Here is a 16,586-nt window from a genome sequence, read left to right as displayed (position 1 = left end):
AAGTTTCAGCTGGGTGTTTTCCGAAGATGCAGTTTACATTGGGACCGATCGACGAAAACCTACCAATCTCTGTTTTGGAGATGGTACTGCCTTCGGCTATATAAGAACCATAACCTATCCGGGAGGATACCACAGAACTCTTATTCCCAATACTATTATATCCTTCAAAATATGTGGAATATCCGATGAAAACGTTTCTGCCAAATCGCACTCCATGTTTTTTTTTTAGATAGAGCTTACGCAGGTATATTGCAATTCCGGTTAGGGCCCTGTTTTTAAGTACTACCTTTTTAATCGCGGGGTTCATAGTCATTTATATACAATTACCTCACCTACCGTTCATTTCCTTTGCTTGGGGGGAGCAGTTTCCGGGTATAGTGATCAATGAAACTAAAGAATCGAATATACTATCGTTAATTCCTTCTTTTCAAGACAGCTTCACCCCAAATATAGGGAGAAAGATCTGTCCAGCATTTCTGGGCATCTGCAAAGCTGTGGGATTCTCTATTTACGATATTGCCGATTTCTTTCTGGAGTGTTTTGGGGTCGCTAACCAGGTCGGACCGCAGAAAGGCGCCAGAATGGGTGATGTCTAAAAACCACTCCTTCAGGTCGTTCTGCATCCAGTCTACAATGGGAGAGCTAAAGCCCACCTTGGTCTTTCTCCAGGTCACTTCTTTAGGTAAATACGGGTCCAGGGCATCCCGAACGATCCTCTTGGTATACCCGTTCCCGATCTTGCTGGAATAAGGGAGGGAATTCACAAAACTCACGATCCGGTGGTCCATAAAGGGCATGCGGATCTCCACCCCGTTGATCATGGCATAACGGTCATAGTTCCGCAGCAGGGTGGGGAGGATGTTCTCGTGGAACATGGCGTAGAGGTATTGGGCATGATTGTCTAATTTCCTGAAATTCGGATGATTATTGTCTGTTGAGGGCATCTTCTTTCGTAAAGCCTTTTTGGCTAATTTCCTGACCATAAAGGTCGTGTAGACTTTTGAACTATTCATTCGTTCATATTGAACTTTGTCCTCATTGATAGAATCCTGATAGATATTTAAAATGTCTTTGGTTCTGGTAGGGCTCCATCGTGCATCCCACAGACTCTCCAGATTGCCCTGCTGATAACCGCTGAGCAATTCATCGGCTCCATGCCCGTCAAGGGTTACCGTCACCCCATTCGCTTTTACCGTTTCGTACAGCATGATCATGGGCAAAGGGGAGGTGATGTACAGGTCTTCGAAGAGGTAGAAATATTCCTCCAATTTCCCCCAATGCCTGAGGGGCTCTATATCCACAAAAGTAGCGCCAATCCCTAAGTGATCGGTTACCATTTTGGCGTAATGCGACTCATCCAGGGGGGTGCCGGGAAAAGAGGCCACAAAAGCATGCTGCCAGTCGTCGGAATAACTCCTGTTGTTTTTGGACAAATGAGCCATGGCCGCAATAGTGGCACTGCTGTCTAAACCTCCGCTGAGGGCCGTACCAATAGTGACATCGGAGCGCATCCTGAGCTTGCATGCGTCCATGAACAGCTCCCTGAAGTGTTCTACCTGGCCCTGATAGGTGTCTGGGACACCCACAAGATGGTCCAGGGTGTTCCAATAACGATAGATGGTTAATCTTCCACCTTTGAATACGCCATTATGACCTGCCGGAAACCGCTTAATTCCCTTGATAAGGCATTTTTCGGTAGCCTCATAGAAGAATATGTTCCTTTTCATCCAATGGAAGTCCTCGGAGACCTCCAGTGTTTCCATATAGGGAAAGATTGCCTTCATTTCGGAGGCAAAAACGAATGTATCGCCTATTTGGCTATAGAATAAGGGTTTTTTTCCGAAACGGTCGCGGGACAGGAAAAGTTGTTTCGTATCCCTGTCCCAGATCCCGAATGCCCACATGCCGTTGAAACGGGAAACACTTTCCTCTCCCCATTCTATATAAGCCTTTAGAAGCACCTCTGTGTCTGAGGTGGACCTGAATTTGTGGCCCAATCCCTCCAGTTCTTTTTTTATTTCCAGGAAATTATAGATCTCCCCATTAAAAATGACCGCATAACGCCCACTGTCATCCAGCATAGGCTGATGTCCTTTTGGGGAAAGATCAAGAATGGAAAGGCGCCTGTGTCCCAGACTGATATCTTGGCCAATATGCTCAATACCATAGCTGTCCGGACCGCGATGCGTTAGGGTATCTAAGGCCGGTTTGAAAATTTCATTTGGACTGCAGGGGATAGTACCCAGTATTCCGCACATAGGTAAAAAAAATTTATTTTATAGGGTAAAGTCGAAAATCACTGATTAAAAATGATCCTTTTACACATAACATCTTTTAAGGTCACTTCCGTATTGAGGATTCCGTGAACGAATAGCTTTTTAATACATGGCCTATATGAATAAAGAACTTATTTAGTTCAAATACCACGCGTACAGTCTTTCAATCCCGGAAGCCAAATCCATGCTGTATTTCCAGCCCAGTGAATTCAGTTTACTGACATCGGTCAGTTTTTTATAGGTCCCATCCGGTTTATCAGGGTTGAATTTCAGGGTTCCTTCGTACCCAACGATTTCCTTTATTAGGCAGGCGAGGTCCTTGATGGAGATATCTTCCCCAGTACCAATATTCAAATGGGTATTTCTTATCTCCTTCTGCCCCTTGGGGTAGGTATCTATAAAATTACGCCTTTCCATTAAAAAGACACAGGCATCGGCCATATCTTCACTCCATAAAAATTCCCTCATGGCGTTACCGGTTCCCCAGATCTCTACTGATGTTTCAGTGATCCCAAAACGGCCTAAAAAATCCCTGGCTTCTTCTATCGTTCCCGATCCCAGATCATTCAGAAGTTCTTCTATGGAACCGGACATCCACAATTTCCCCAAATGCATCTTTCTGATCAGGGCAGGCAGGACATGCGATTTCTCCAGATCAAAATTATCATTGGGGCCATAGAGATTGGTGGGCATGACCGAGATGAAGTTCGTCCCGTACTGGAGGTTGTAGCTTTCGCACATCTTGATCCCCGCGATCTTGGCGATGGCATAGGGTTCATTGGTGTATTCCAGCGGCCCGGTGAGTAAATATTCCTCTTTCATAGGTTGGGGACATTCCCTGGGATAGATACAGGTACTGCCGAGAAAAAGTAGTTTTTTTACCTGATTGAGATAGGCCTGATGGATCACGTTGTTCTGTATCATCAGGTTCTCATAGATAAAATCGGCCCTGTAGGTATTATTGGCCACGATACCCCCGACCTTAGCCGCAGCCAGGATGACATATTCCGGATTTTCCTCTTGAAAGAACAAAGCTACAGCCATTGGGTCGGTCAGATCCAATTCTTCGTGAGTCCTGCTTACAATATTGGCATATCCCTTTTCTTTGAGGCTCTTAAGGATCGCACTTCCTACCAGGCCCCTGTGCCCGGCTACATAGATCTTCGAACTTTTTTCCATGGTGTGCTTATTCAAAATAATTCAGGATAGTATATCCGCCTTCTTTCAAATAACTCTCTTTCTTCATCAATTTGATATCGCTCTGCATCATATCCCTTACCAGGGCGCTAAGATCGTATTCCGGGACCCAACCCAATTTTTCCCTGGCCTTGGTGGCGTCCCCGATCAGCAGGTCTACCTCTGTAGGCCTGAAATATTTGGGGTCTACCGCGAGCACTTCTTTCCCGATCTCCAGCTGGTAATCAGGATGCTGACAGGCCTTGACGAATGCCTTCTCATCCACACCCTGGCCACGGAATTCCAGTTCTATGCCCACTTCCCCAAAGCTCATTTTTACAAAATCCCGTACCGGGGTCGTTTTGCCGGTAGCGATCACCCAGTCTTCAGGTTCATCTGCCTGCAGGATCATCCACATCATACGCACATAATCTTTGGCATGTCCCCAGTCGCGCTGTGCATCAAGGTTCCCTAGATAAAACTTGTCCTGTAGCCCTAAAGCGATCCGCGCTGTCGCTCGGGTTATTTTTCGGGTAACAAAGGTTTCTCCTCGAATTGGTGATTCATGGTTAAACAGAATTCCGTTACAGGCGAACAACTTGTAGGCTTCCCTATAATTCACGGTGATCCAATAGGCATACATTTTGGCCACGGCATAAGGACTCCTGGGATAAAATGGAGTCGTTTCTGTCTGGGGTACCTCCTGAACCTTTCCATATAGTTCTGAGGTAGAGGCCTGGTAGATCCTCGTTTTTTGTTCCAGGCCCAACAGGCGCACCGCATCCAGGATACGCAAGGTTCCCAAACCGTCTGCATTCCCGGTGTATTCCGGCACTTCGAAGGAGACGGCCACATGGCTCATTGCCGCCAGGTTGTAGATCTCATCGGGCTGTATCTCTTGGATGAGGCGGATTAGGTTGGTGCTGTCCGTCATGTCCCCGTAATGCAGGTAAAAATTGCGGTGTTCCACATGGGGGTCCTGGTACAGGTGGTCTATGCGATCTGTATTAAAAAGGGAGGACCTGCGTTTCAGGCCATGGACCTCGTATCCTTTTTTTAAAAGGAATTCACTCAAATAGGCTCCATCTTGCCCGGTCACTCCGGTAATTAATGCTGTTTTAGTCATTTTCTATTACTTTTTGCAAATATGCATAAATAGCAAACTTTATATATTGCTTATTATGTGAAAAGTGTTTTTTTTCTGTTCTATTGCCTTAGAACTTAAGATTCTTAAATAGTTAATAGGCAAGTTATGTTTTTATAAACTATGGATTAGAAAAATCAGACATGTAAATACTCTGCATAGTACCACAAAAAAGACAAAAAAAGATAAACAAGGAAAAATTCCCATCAATTCCGGGTTCAACCATAAATATAGATAGGAAAGACAAACTATATAGTGCAAATAGTAAACGCAAACTCAGGGACACTTTCTTAAGTAAATACATCTTTCTGAGCAAGTAAAGTATTTGAAAAGTGAAAATTAGCAGAATGAAAAAAGATATAAATCCTCCCACTCTAAAGGTATCCAGCCAAAGATTATGAGAATAGCCAAATCTATCTAAAGGCCATCCAAATGGATGAGATTTCATGTAGGTAATGGATTTATCCCAAAGATCCACCCGCCCTCCACCACTGGCTAAATCCTCGACTCCTCCATCTTCCATTCTGCTGGCAAAAGTGGTAAATATTTCCGAATCAAAATCAAAAGAAACGTTTTGAATAATTGCAATAATAAACACAGCTAGAATTCCAAATCGAACAAGTGTCTGTTTGAAAGTCAGTTTTGGAATTAGAAGCAATAAAGCAAAAACTACAGACATTAGCATAATACCAAGTAGCGTTCTACTGCCCAATCTGAGCACACAAGCTAAACTTAAAACAAAAGACACTAAAAAGAGTATAGTCAACAGTAAATTGAATTTCTTTCTCAGAGATAAAAAGATAGCTGGTATACACATATTAAACATAAAAAACTGAGCCATTCCTGTAGCACCGATTTTTTGTCCACCCCAAAACATGGCAATACTGCGTTCGTGCTGCGCAAAGCCTCCTACTGCAATGTTTTGGAGTACAGAAATCATGGCAGGTAAAGAGTATATTACTCCAAGTAGCATTAATACCGGTAAAATTTTCTCATTCCTATTTAAAGCTATAGGCACTTGTTTACCCCATAAATAGAATGCTGCCGGACTTAACATGTAGATTAAAAAAAATTGCAAGCCTTTCCAAGGGTCCATAAAATAGAAAAGCGAATAAACTATAGAAAAAATGAACAATACCAAAAACAGTACATCCAAATCTCTTTGAAGAGCATTTTTTTTAAAGAGAATTAAAGCTACAGCCAGGTAACCATATAAATACCCATATCCGAGAAAGTTTGTAAACGTTAATGCAACAAAAAGAAAGTTTACAAACCCAAAATTTTTCACGAATAAATAAAAATCTCTCACTTAATATGTTTTGAATATTTTAAGAACTACTACGTTTGTAAAAATACAGTAAAAGAATTTCACTTATCGGAACAGAAAGTACAGAACTATGATTTACCTAAAAGTGCGGGGAGGATTGTGCAATAGAATAAGGACTTTAGACTCATTGTTAATATTGAGTGCCAGATACAATAAGGATCTTACGGTATTATGGCCCTTAGATAGTGCGCTTAACGTCAGCTACCATGAATTGTTTCAACCTGTAGAAAATTCTAGGGTTAAATTGGAGATTATAGATTGCCCACCTGGCTATCCTGAAAAGTATTATTCAGGTATTTGTAATATGATCAAGAATTTAGTTAAAGGAAGGATTTTAGATCAAAGGCTTCGGTCCATTGTTAAGCGACTGGAGAAATTGCCCAAAGGCAGTGTATTGAGCGAGTCGTATTTAGATAAACTTTATAATGATATCATTGCACATTCCTCATCAACGGTTACCTTGATGGATAACTTTTTTATAAAGGGCATTAAAAATCAAGTAGATAACTTAATGCAAAGTGATAAACCTGTTTATATAAATTCATGCTACAGGCTAGAGGAGTTAGAAGATAATTATGGGAAGTTTTTACCCCAAGGAGAAATAATTGAAAAGATCATTGGAACAACTGATAGGTTTAAAAATACATATGGATTACACATTAGACGAACAGACCACACATCTGCCAAGGTACATAGCAGCACTGAGAAATTTATTTCTTTAATTGAGGATATTTTACAGAATGAAAATGATGCCACATTCTTCCTGTCAACGGATGACCCAAGGACAAAAAGTGAGTTGATTAAAAAATATGGTGATAGGATTATCTATAACGATATTCAAAGTTTTGATCGTAATAAATCAGAGGCAGCAAAGGAAGCTGTACTGGACTTATTCTGTCTGTCAAAAACCAAAAAGGTTTTTGGTTCACACCATAGTTCGTTTAGTCAGGTAGCAGCCCAAATTGGTAACATTCCCGAAATAACCGTAAAATAAATTTTCTAATTGCCTCTAAATGATTTAGCCTTATTTAAAATAAAATCTAATTCTTTTACTTTAAACCATTTTATAAAAAGTATATATAGAGCGAGGGAAATAACTGAACCAATCATTATTTGCATAAGATGACTCTCAAAAAGGTGTAAAGAGATAAACAGAGGGATACTCATTAGGACGCCAGCAAACAAAATATATAAAATGTCTTTTAATTGTGAAAAGCCGCCATACCCTAATAATTTACCAGGATAATATGCATTAATATAATAGTGAATTAAAGAAGTAATCAGTTCCGCCATAGCAATGTAAATTATGCCAAATGGCAGAGCCGACAAAACCAAAATCACACGTATTGCAATGCAAATATATTGCTGCTTTAGTACTAAATCTGTTCTTCCTATTACGTATAAGAGATTCAAATTAATTCCTCCTATTGTTGTTGCCAACCGTGCAATGCAAAAAATCTGCATAATAGGTATTGCAAAAGCCCATTTATCAGTTAATAAATATAAAATGATAGGTTTTGCCAAAATAGCCAAAATCAAAAATATTGGTAAAGCAACCAGGGAGGTACTTTTAATAATAGTTTTTGAATGGTTCACCATTTTTTCCTTTTGATTTTGTAAAGGTGATAATCCAGGAAGTAGAACACTATCTATTGATGTGCTGAATAGATTATATAAGATATCTGAAAATTGCTTTCCTCGACTGAAAAAACCAAGCTCTCTTGCACTCAGGTACTTTCCTATCAATAAAGAATTGATATTGCCAAAAGAAATGGCTAGCAAATTCGAAATCAACAACTTAAAGCCAAAGGAGAACATTGCTTTAAATGATTGATTTGAAAAAACCATATTTGGAAGCCATTTCATAAAATACCATGTAAGTAAAAGTGTGATTAAAGACCTAGATAATATTTGATAAACCAGGGCCCAGACCCCAAATCCATCAAACGCCAAATAAATTGCAATAAAACTCGAGCAGAATGAAGCAATGATATTGATTTTCGAAATGGATTTAAAGTCCATTTCAATTGAAAATAAAGTAAAAGGCACAGTATATAGGGCATTGATAACTATAGATATTCCTATTGTTTTTAACAATAATGACAACTCTCCAATTTCATAAAATCTTGCTATCTGGGGGGAAAGGAAATAGAGCAAAAAGTAAAAAAAAACCGAAATCGCTAGATTAAAAAGAAAAACAGTTGATTTATCATTTTCTGACCTATCCAGTTTTTGGATAAGAGCTTTGGAAAAACCACTATCTATAAATACATTGGAAATAACTATAAAAACCATAAGAATGGACATAATGCCATATTCCTTTGGACTTAAGATTCTGGCCAATATAATCCCAACAATAAATTGAACAGCTTGAAGTATTATTTTTTGCCCTGCACTCCAGGCCATGGCCTGAAACATTTTATTTCCAGAATGCATTTAATTCTTTAATGTTAAAAACATGGATGGTATCAATCTTGAATAATAAATATTGATAAAATGGTTAATTTTTAATTAATACTAGATATTTAGATACTTAATTAGTAGAGTATAAATTAAACTCTTTCGTGTTTTTCAATTCCTCTAGGCGCAATCGTAGAGGAATTGGTATTAAATATCATGAACATCGCCCCCAAATTTAAATAAAGTTAGCGAACGATAAGGTCCCAATTGTGCAACCCATCGGTCCAATTCTATTCTATGTTTCTTATGGTCTGTTACACCAGTTTCCGAAAGGCGAATCATTGGTGTAGAGCCCTTGATCTTCATGACTCTGTGCGCATGTCGGTTGAAGTAGGCGTAATGAGTATTAACGATCTATCTATTGGGTACGGTCTACTGGAAGTATAGTAATAACTACCGTTATTTACGATAGCAACTTTAATGGGTATAGGGTATTTACCTAACCTATATTTCATCTAATTTAATAGATCGTCATCGGCTTTATCTATTTCGGTGACTCGAAAGACAAGTTTCAGATACGAATGAACTCATTTTCGGCATTGAGAAGATATGAAAAGGAGAATTGCGTATTTATTCTCCAACTATAGACGGAGATTCCACATCGTACTAAGGTAAAATTCACGTGTAAATTAGTCCTAACTTAATTCTCTAATTCGTACCCTAGTTCAATTAATTCATTTTTTAATATATCTACAAATTTTAGGTTCTCTTTTTTAGAAAGAACTGATTTCCATTGTTCTTTTTTTCCGCTTCTTAGAAAAGAGGCTTTTCCTATTTGCTCTTGATTGATAAATTGCGTCTTTTTCTTTTTAAATGATTGACTTTGAACATCATCAATGATTTCTTTATCCGTCTTATTTATACCAATATAATCAATAATTCTCTTGGCTTCATGAAAGGGATTTGTCAATAGGGACTCATATTTGACTATTAGAATATCCGGGTTTTCTAAATAAGGGGTAATGTGGCTTTTCCATGATATTCTGCACCAATAATGTATTTTTTTATTTCCAAATAAAACTGCTTTATTCATTTCTTTTTTTAAGAGCAGCTTATTTATAATTTTATTTGAGACTATTTTAAAGGGATTAATAATTTTGAGAAACAGATTCTTAGTGGGCCATTCAATATTCTTAAATGTATATGGTTGTACAGAAAAGAAATTTCTGCCACTTATTGCAATGTCCCTAGGGTCTCTAATCACATATATTATTTTTGCCGTACTAACATCTTCATTTCTCAGTTCTTGATACTGGTGATGGCTTTTAAAAACTCCATATTTACTTATTCTATCTGTTCCTTCAACAGCTATTTCTTGATGATCAGAATATAGAAACCCTTTAACTGGACAATCTGCCAAAGTAGCCGTTAATCTCGTAAGCCATGTATTTCCACTTTTAGGATAGCCGGCAATGATAATTTTTTTCACTTCTATTTGATTGTTAACTTAATTAATAGATAAAAATATTTTTAAAGATATCTAATTAAATAAGAGCTTAAGTGAAAAAGTTAAGATGTTGGATTATTGTTTACAATTAAACTTTTGGCGAAGTAATTTTTACCCACTAATTAATTTAAGGTAATTTTATTTCCTTTATCATCCCTCGCATTAGATGATAAAAACCCCTTACTGCTCCCCAATATTATTATTGATCCTGTACCAAGAGCATTAGTCATGATTATATCGTTTAGGCTGTTAGTATTGTCGAAATTACCTTTAAGAAAACCAAATTCGCTACCATTAGTTGAATTGTTAGTAAACTCATTCTTATAATTAAGATTTATGTTTGACCATGTTGTTCCCACGAAATTTGCACCATTACTAAATATTAATCCTTTAAATCCTGGGATATTTTCACCATTCATATCAACATCAATGGCCAAATTATAAATATTAATATCAGCATGTGTTCCGCTTGCTGCAGGGGTTCTAAAGACAGCCTGTGAAGAACCACCTGTACCCGTCATATCATAAGAAAATGTTTCATCATGGATATTCAAAGTCCCATCTGTAGTAATAGTATTTGATATTTCATAACCACAATTGAAAAAAGTGTTGGCTGAAAAATTAGCATCGGTTACCCATCCGTTTGTGCCGCTTGTTCCGCTGGCTCCAAGTACGATGCCCTGATAATTACCAAGGTCAGGGTAAGAAAAAGTATTCTCGGTAACTGATATATTTTTACAATTGCCTATCCTCAACATCATTGCTCTTGGACTTTCACTTTCAATGAAAGAACAATTCTGTACGGTCACATTATTTGTATAATGTGTGGGATAATTTGACCCTAGGAGAGTAAAAAAATCGACTGTGGCACCTCCAGAAGGTTTTCCATATACTGCGCTTATTGGTCTGAAAGTCGAATTTTTAAGGGTTACGTTACTCGTGGTTATCTTCATAGCCCTATCTGTGCAATCCCTTATCTCGCAATTGTCCATTACAAAGGTTGTACCGTGTATGATGTCCTTATTGCCACCGCTAAAAGTTTCATCATTAAGATAAATACCCTCACCTTCATCACCTAAAACTCTTTGTATGAGGTTACCCGTATGGTAAATGGTGGCCAAAGAAGTATCCATATTATCATATTGAATCCACCACGCTTGCGCTACGCCATTTGGCACACCAACCCCAACGGCCCTAATATCTTCAATTACGCAATTGCCAACATATCCATTCTGAAATTGTTGCGATGAAGATTTTGTGCCAAAAGGACTTCCGCCATTCCATGAGTTAGTCCCGGCCGATGCTATCTTTACATTGAAAGCTATTGACCTATGCGAAACCCCGTCATTCTTAAAATGGTGAACGTGCAAATTTTCAAAATGGTAAGCCTCTGGGAAGGCCCATCTAAATGCTGCGGGATACAAATCATTTCCATCAATCTCCCCATTTATAAATTTGACATTGAGCTCAAAGAACCAAAACATAGCTTGTTGGTCTGATGTCTCATTATAGTTTGCGTCTGACGTTATTTCTATTTTGCCATTGCTCAAATCGAAGATGAATTCCCCTTTTCTATGTACAAATTTTGGGGTGTTCTTTATATAAGTTGCAGAAGAAACAGCCTTTGCAAACTTTACATTTTTCATTAGTGCAGTAATAGCATCTGAATCATCAGAATTGTCATTGGCAATAGCTCCAAATACTTCTGGAAAAACCCAAGAATCTTCATATATAGAATTGAAAGTAACGGAAGAAGAAAATGCCCTATCTGCAATATTATCTATGTAGGAACCATTCAGGTTAATATTCTCACCGCTGATTGTGCCACCTGCTGGTCGAATTATCTGATTTGCAGCGAAAGTGCAACCAGAACAATCGAAAGAATTGGAGATTATTGCAGTTTTACCTGCATTTTGAACATTAGTAATATCTGACGACGAAGATGGAGTGTAAGTTTCGGTTTCAACTGGTTTCGAAACACTCGGCTCATTTGGAAACCAATTTGCCACATCGTTTGGTCTGTTAGCATCATTGACATTAGGAGCGTTATTGTCGTTGTTATTTGAGGGGTTTTGAGGTACATCAGGGGTCGTCTGTGCATCCGGTATCTCATTCTCCTGGGAGACATATTCAAGAAGGAGATCAGAATCCTTAGAACAGGAAAACTGGAAAAAAGCCATTACAACAAGGAGCATGGTCAGGGTGGGGAAGTGTAATTTTTTCATGCGTACATTTAGGTTAAGTTCAAAACTGACATTGGATTTGGTATTCTAAATCTAAAGAGAATAACCCAATCTTCCAGTCAAAACGTATATTTTTTCGATGAAATACCATCAAAGGTCCTCTTTTATACGCACGAAAGTACCGGGTCAGATTTTTATCGGATGGTTTTTTCGATGAACTGCATGATCTTTTAACACTTCATTAAAGATTGAGGCAGAGCAGTTGTACTTGTGAATATTATGAAACTCGATCTTGGAAATCGACCTCACATCCATGAAGTTTTCCAGCAGTTTTTCAACGGGGATTAGATAATTCCTTTGATCTCAAACTGAGTCAACAAGTAGGCTGATAGGTAAGTTAAAGCCGGCCGTCTACCACCCCTGGCAGGAATCCTTTTACGTCATAAAGGATGCCCTTCTCGCTTAACAAGGACCGCCAATCGAACGCCAGGAATTCATCATGGGCAACAGCGAGGATAATCGCGTCATAGGGTCCTTCGGGGATCTCCTCTGAAGAGGTCAACTTGTACCCTTCTTCTATTTCTCTTCGGGATGCCCGGGGATCGTAAATGGTTACCTCCGCACCGTAGCTTTGTAAGGCATAGATGAGATCAACCACCCGGGTATTCCGCACATCCGGGCAATTCTCTTTGAAGGTTATACCCAGTACTAATATCCTTGAGTTATTGACGGGCAATTCATTTTTCACCATGAGTTTGACGACCTCCGAAGCCACGTAATGCCCCATGCTATCATTCAGGCGCCTACCCGCCAGGATTATTTCAGGATGGTAACCGAATTCCTGGGCTTTCTTTGCGAGGTAGTAAGGGTCTACCCCTATGCAATGCCCTCCTACCAAACCGGGGGTAAAGGGTAAAAAATTCCATTTGGTGCCAGCAGCCTTCAGGATCTCATGCGTGTCTAATCCCATGGCGTTGAAGATCTTGGCTAGTTCATTGACACAGGCAATGTTGATGTCTCGCTGTGTATTTTCTATCACTTTGGCGGCCTCAGCCACCTTAATTGACGGGGCCAGGTACGTTCCTGCGGCAATCACCGATGCATAGATGGCGTCAACCTTTTTGCCTACCTCCAGGGTAGATCCGGAGGTTACCTTAACGATCTTCTCTATGGTATGTTCCCGGTCACCGGGATTGACCCGTTCCGGGGAATAGCCAACATAAAACTCTTTGTTGAATCGCAGGCCACTGTACTCTTCTAAGATGGGAACGCACTCCTCTTCCGTGGCTCCGGGATATACAGTAGATTCATAAATTACTGTACTTCCCTCCTTAATGTTCCGGCCCGCTAAGGCACTGGCCTCAAAAAGGCAGGTCAGATCCGGGTTGTTTGAGTCATCCACCGGGGTGGGTACTGCGATGATCAGATAGTCACATTTCCTCAATACGGCCTCTTCGGTGGTGCAATACAAGCCCGCAGTTGCAGGGGGTTCCGCAACCAATACCCTGAGAATTTCTTCCCGGGTAAGTGACCTTGTGCGGTCCATACCCTTTTCAAGCTCCGCTATCCGCCCGGGGTCAGAATCAAAACCGATCACAGGATACCGGGTGGCGAGGATTTGTGCCAAAGGCAGCCCTACATAACCCAGCCCTATTACGGCAATTTTTACTGGATCCATTCTTTTAGCATCTATAGAGCCTTGTTTTTTTAATTTTTGCCTATTTGGAAGTATTCGAAGCCCATTTTTTTCAATACCTGATCATTGTATTGGTTTCTGCCGTCAAAGATCACGGGCTGTTTCAGTTGTGCTCTTAATTCTTCAAAGTCCGGCGACCTGAATTCCTTCCATTCGGTCAGCAAGATCATAGCATCTGCATTCATCAGTGCTTCATATTTTGAATTGCAGTAAGTGACCCCGATAAGGTCCTTCAGATAATAGTGACGTGCTTCATCCATGGCTTTAGGGTCATAGGCCTGGATTTTAGCACCGCGTTGCACGAGTTCCCTGATGATGTAGATCGCCGGTGCCTCCCGCATATCATCCGTCTGTGGCTTGAAGGCCAGGCCCCAGACTGCAAAAGTTCTGCCACTGAGGTCTTCACCAAAACGTCTGACCACCTTTTTTGCTACCACCAGTTTCTGACGATCGTTCACGGCCTCTACGGCCCCAATGAGATCGGCCTGGTAACCGTGCTCCGCAGCTGTTCGGTGCAGGGCCTTTACATCTTTTGGAAAACATGAGCCCCCATAACCACTTCCCGGGTAGATAAAACTATATCCGATTCGGCTATCCGAACCTATGCCAATCCTTACTTTATTGACATCGGCCCCTACCAGCTCGCAGATATTGGCTACCTCATTCATAAAGGAGATCTTGGTAGCCAGCATTGCATTGGCCACGTATTTGGTCATCTCAGCAGAACGTACGTCCATGGTGATCAACCGGTCCATACTGCTTCTGAAAAAGGGGGCGTAAAGTGACCTCATCGTTGCCGTGGTCTGTTCATCATCTGAGCCGACGACTACGCGGTCTGGTTTCATAAAATCATTGATAGCATCCCCTTCTTTGAGGAATTCCGGGTTGGATACCACATGAAATTCTAGTGAAACCGCTCTTTCCTTCAAGACTTTTTCGATCTCGACCCGCACTTTGTCCGCTGTACCCACCGGGACCGTGGATTTGTCCACGACGATAAGGGGTCGCTGCATATGTTGCCCTATTTCCCTGGCGACTCCCAATACGTACTTCAGATCAGCAGATCCGTCTTGACCCATGGGCGTGCCAACAGCTATAAAAGCGATATTCGCTTTATGTAAGGCCTCACTGAGATCCGTGGTGAAGCTCAGGGTCTTGTTTTCTATATTGCGTTGGACCATGGGTTCAAGGCCGGGTTCATAGATGGGAATAACCCCCTTTTTCAGTTTTTCTATCTTGTCTTTATCGACATCGACACAGGTAACCGTATTGCCCATTTCTGCAAAACAGGTACCACTTACCAAACCCACATAGCCCGTTCCGATAACTGTTAATCTCATTGTGATTTATACCTTATAGCATTATTACTTCATAGACTGCAAAAATGCGAAAACTTAATCATATAGAAGGATATGGATGATGAATTGTTCAGATATCCATGATAGTGTTAATTTCATCAGGACTGGCGTTTGGATATGCGTCCGTGGGATATCAGTAAATCACCTGGAGCAGTTAGATCTTATACTCCGGAACTTTGGTCTTATCAAGGAATGGGAATAATGTACATCTGAATAAATGGGATGCAATGAAGCAATTGAAGCCATTCCTACTGTGATAAGGGTCATCCTGTTATAATGGCACAGTTTTCTGTCATTTCCAATATTTTAGGTTTGGCCGAATGGCAGCATGGTCTATATCCTGTAATACGATTTGTACCATTCGATGAACCGCTGTACTCCCACTTGAATAGGAGTATGAGGTTGGTAACCATAATCCCTGATCAGGTGGTCAACATTAGCCCAGGTCGCTTGCACGTCTCCAGGCTGCATTGGCATCAACTCTTTGCTGGCCTCCATTTCGAGTGCCCGTTCAATGGCCTGTATGAAATCCATGAGTTTCACTGGTCTTGAATTTCCAATATTATAGATCTTATACAGCTCTCCATTCTCTTTTCTTTTCTGTAAAGGGTCTTTGAGAATCTTTATAACCCCTTCACAAATATCATCGATATAAGTAAAGTCACGGGCCATTTCTCCCAGATTGAAAACTTCAATGGGCTTTCCTGACAGTATGGCCTTTGTAAAGATAAAGAGCGCCATATCGGGCCGACCCCATGGACCGTACACTGTAAAAAAACGCAACCCTGTACTAGGCAGACCAAAGAGATGACTGTAGGTATGGGCCATGAGTTCGTTCGATTTTTTTGTAGCTGCATACAGACTGGCCGGTCGGTCCGTACGGTCCGAGGATTCAAAAGGGATTTTTTTGTTCAAACCATAAACACTGGAACTGCTAGCGTAAACGAGATGGCTGATTTGGTGGTACCTGCAGCATTCCAGGATATTCATAAATCCTTCAATATTGCTTTGTATGTAAGCATGGGGGTTCTCAAGGCTATAGCGCACCCCAGCCTGAGCCGCCAGGTGACAGACCACATCAAATTTTTCCTTCTCGAAGATGCACTCCAACTGTACTCTGTCTTCAAGGGAAATCCTAATAAAAGAGAGATCCGGAAAAAGGGAACTAGTAGTTGTCAGACCGTATTGTTCGGCATTTGTACGGCTTACCCCCAACTTTTCCAATCGACCGTATTTTAGATTTACATCGTAGTAATCGTTCACGTTATCCAACCCTATAACACGATGGCCCTCTTCAGACAATATTTTGGCGACGTGAAAACCTATAAAACCTGCCGCCCCTGTAACTAAAATTTTCATTTAATGGCTCTATGCATCTTTCCTCGGATGATCCTGGCTCCAAGGATGTCGATCTTTGTTTGTAAATTCTTAATCAATCGAATTGAATTAAGGTAAAAGTTGAAAAAAACTATCATACCCGCCACCGATTATTTTAAAGCCTTCGGCGAATTAATATTGA

Annotated in this window: 11 protein-coding genes; 1 reads left to right on the top strand and 10 read right to left on the bottom strand. The window is 40.5% G+C overall.

The features are described from left to right. Positions 1-413: 413 nt before the first annotated feature. From asnB to GWK09_RS15105, 4 genes are all read right to left on the bottom strand, one after another. On the bottom strand, positions 414-2,258 hold the full coding sequence (asnB, locus tag GWK09_RS13440) for an asparagine synthase (glutamine-hydrolyzing) (protein WP_163693984.1): 1,845 nt from the start codon (positions 2,256-2,258) through the stop codon (positions 414-416). Positions 2,259-2,411: 153 nt separating this feature from the next. Further along, positions 2,412-3,455, bottom strand: a complete 1,044-nt coding sequence (locus GWK09_RS13435) for a GDP-L-fucose synthase family protein (RefSeq protein WP_163693983.1) — start codon at positions 3,453-3,455, stop codon at positions 2,412-2,414. A 7-nt stretch (positions 3,456-3,462) separates the two neighbouring features. Then, on the bottom strand, positions 3,463-4,578 hold the full coding sequence (gene gmd / locus GWK09_RS13430) for a GDP-mannose 4,6-dehydratase (RefSeq protein ID WP_163693982.1): 1,116 nt from the start codon (positions 4,576-4,578) through the stop codon (positions 3,463-3,465). Positions 4,579-4,717: 139 nt separating this feature from the next. Continuing rightward, positions 4,718-5,905, bottom strand: coding sequence for an O-antigen ligase family protein (locus tag GWK09_RS15105; protein ID WP_163693981.1), 1,188 nt, complete (start codon positions 5,903-5,905; stop codon positions 4,718-4,720). Between the two features lie 88 nt (positions 5,906-5,993). Between GWK09_RS15105 and GWK09_RS13420 the strand changes: the two genes are divergently transcribed. Continuing rightward, positions 5,994-6,917, top strand: coding sequence for an O-fucosyltransferase family protein (locus GWK09_RS13420; RefSeq protein WP_163693980.1), 924 nt, complete (start codon positions 5,994-5,996; stop codon positions 6,915-6,917). A gap of 5 nt (positions 6,918-6,922) precedes the next feature. Here the strand turns inward: GWK09_RS13420 and GWK09_RS13415 are convergent, their stop codons facing one another. From GWK09_RS13415 to GWK09_RS13390, 6 genes are all read right to left on the bottom strand, one after another. After that, positions 6,923-8,329, bottom strand: coding sequence for a lipopolysaccharide biosynthesis protein (locus tag GWK09_RS13415; protein WP_163693979.1), 1,407 nt, complete (start codon positions 8,327-8,329; stop codon positions 6,923-6,925). A gap of 694 nt (positions 8,330-9,023) precedes the next feature. Further along, positions 9,024-9,812 (bottom strand): sulfotransferase domain-containing protein, encoded by a 789-nt coding sequence (locus GWK09_RS13410; protein WP_163693978.1) that lies wholly within the window; start codon positions 9,810-9,812, stop codon positions 9,024-9,026. Between the two features lie 140 nt (positions 9,813-9,952). Further along, a complete protein-coding gene (locus GWK09_RS13405; protein ID WP_163693977.1) occupies positions 9,953-12,055 on the bottom strand; it encodes a hypothetical protein in 2,103 nt (700 codons plus the stop codon). A gap of 355 nt (positions 12,056-12,410) precedes the next feature. Continuing rightward, positions 12,411-13,691 (bottom strand): nucleotide sugar dehydrogenase, encoded by a 1,281-nt coding sequence (locus GWK09_RS13400; RefSeq protein WP_163693976.1) that lies wholly within the window; start codon positions 13,689-13,691, stop codon positions 12,411-12,413. Between the two features lie 29 nt (positions 13,692-13,720). Then, a complete protein-coding gene (locus tag GWK09_RS13395) occupies positions 13,721-15,049 on the bottom strand; it encodes a UDP-glucose dehydrogenase family protein (RefSeq protein WP_163693975.1) in 1,329 nt (442 codons plus the stop codon). A gap of 351 nt (positions 15,050-15,400) precedes the next feature. Beyond that, positions 15,401-16,426 (bottom strand): NAD-dependent epimerase, encoded by a 1,026-nt coding sequence (locus GWK09_RS13390; protein WP_163693974.1) that lies wholly within the window; start codon positions 16,424-16,426, stop codon positions 15,401-15,403. Between the last annotated feature and the right edge of the window lie 160 nt (positions 16,427-16,586).

The organism is Muriicola jejuensis (assembly GCF_010671595.1).
Classification (GTDB): domain Bacteria; phylum Bacteroidota; class Bacteroidia; order Flavobacteriales; family Flavobacteriaceae; genus Muriicola; species Muriicola jejuensis.
Note: the sequence above shows the minus strand (reverse complement) of the source record. Positions and strands in the feature narration are given on the sequence as shown.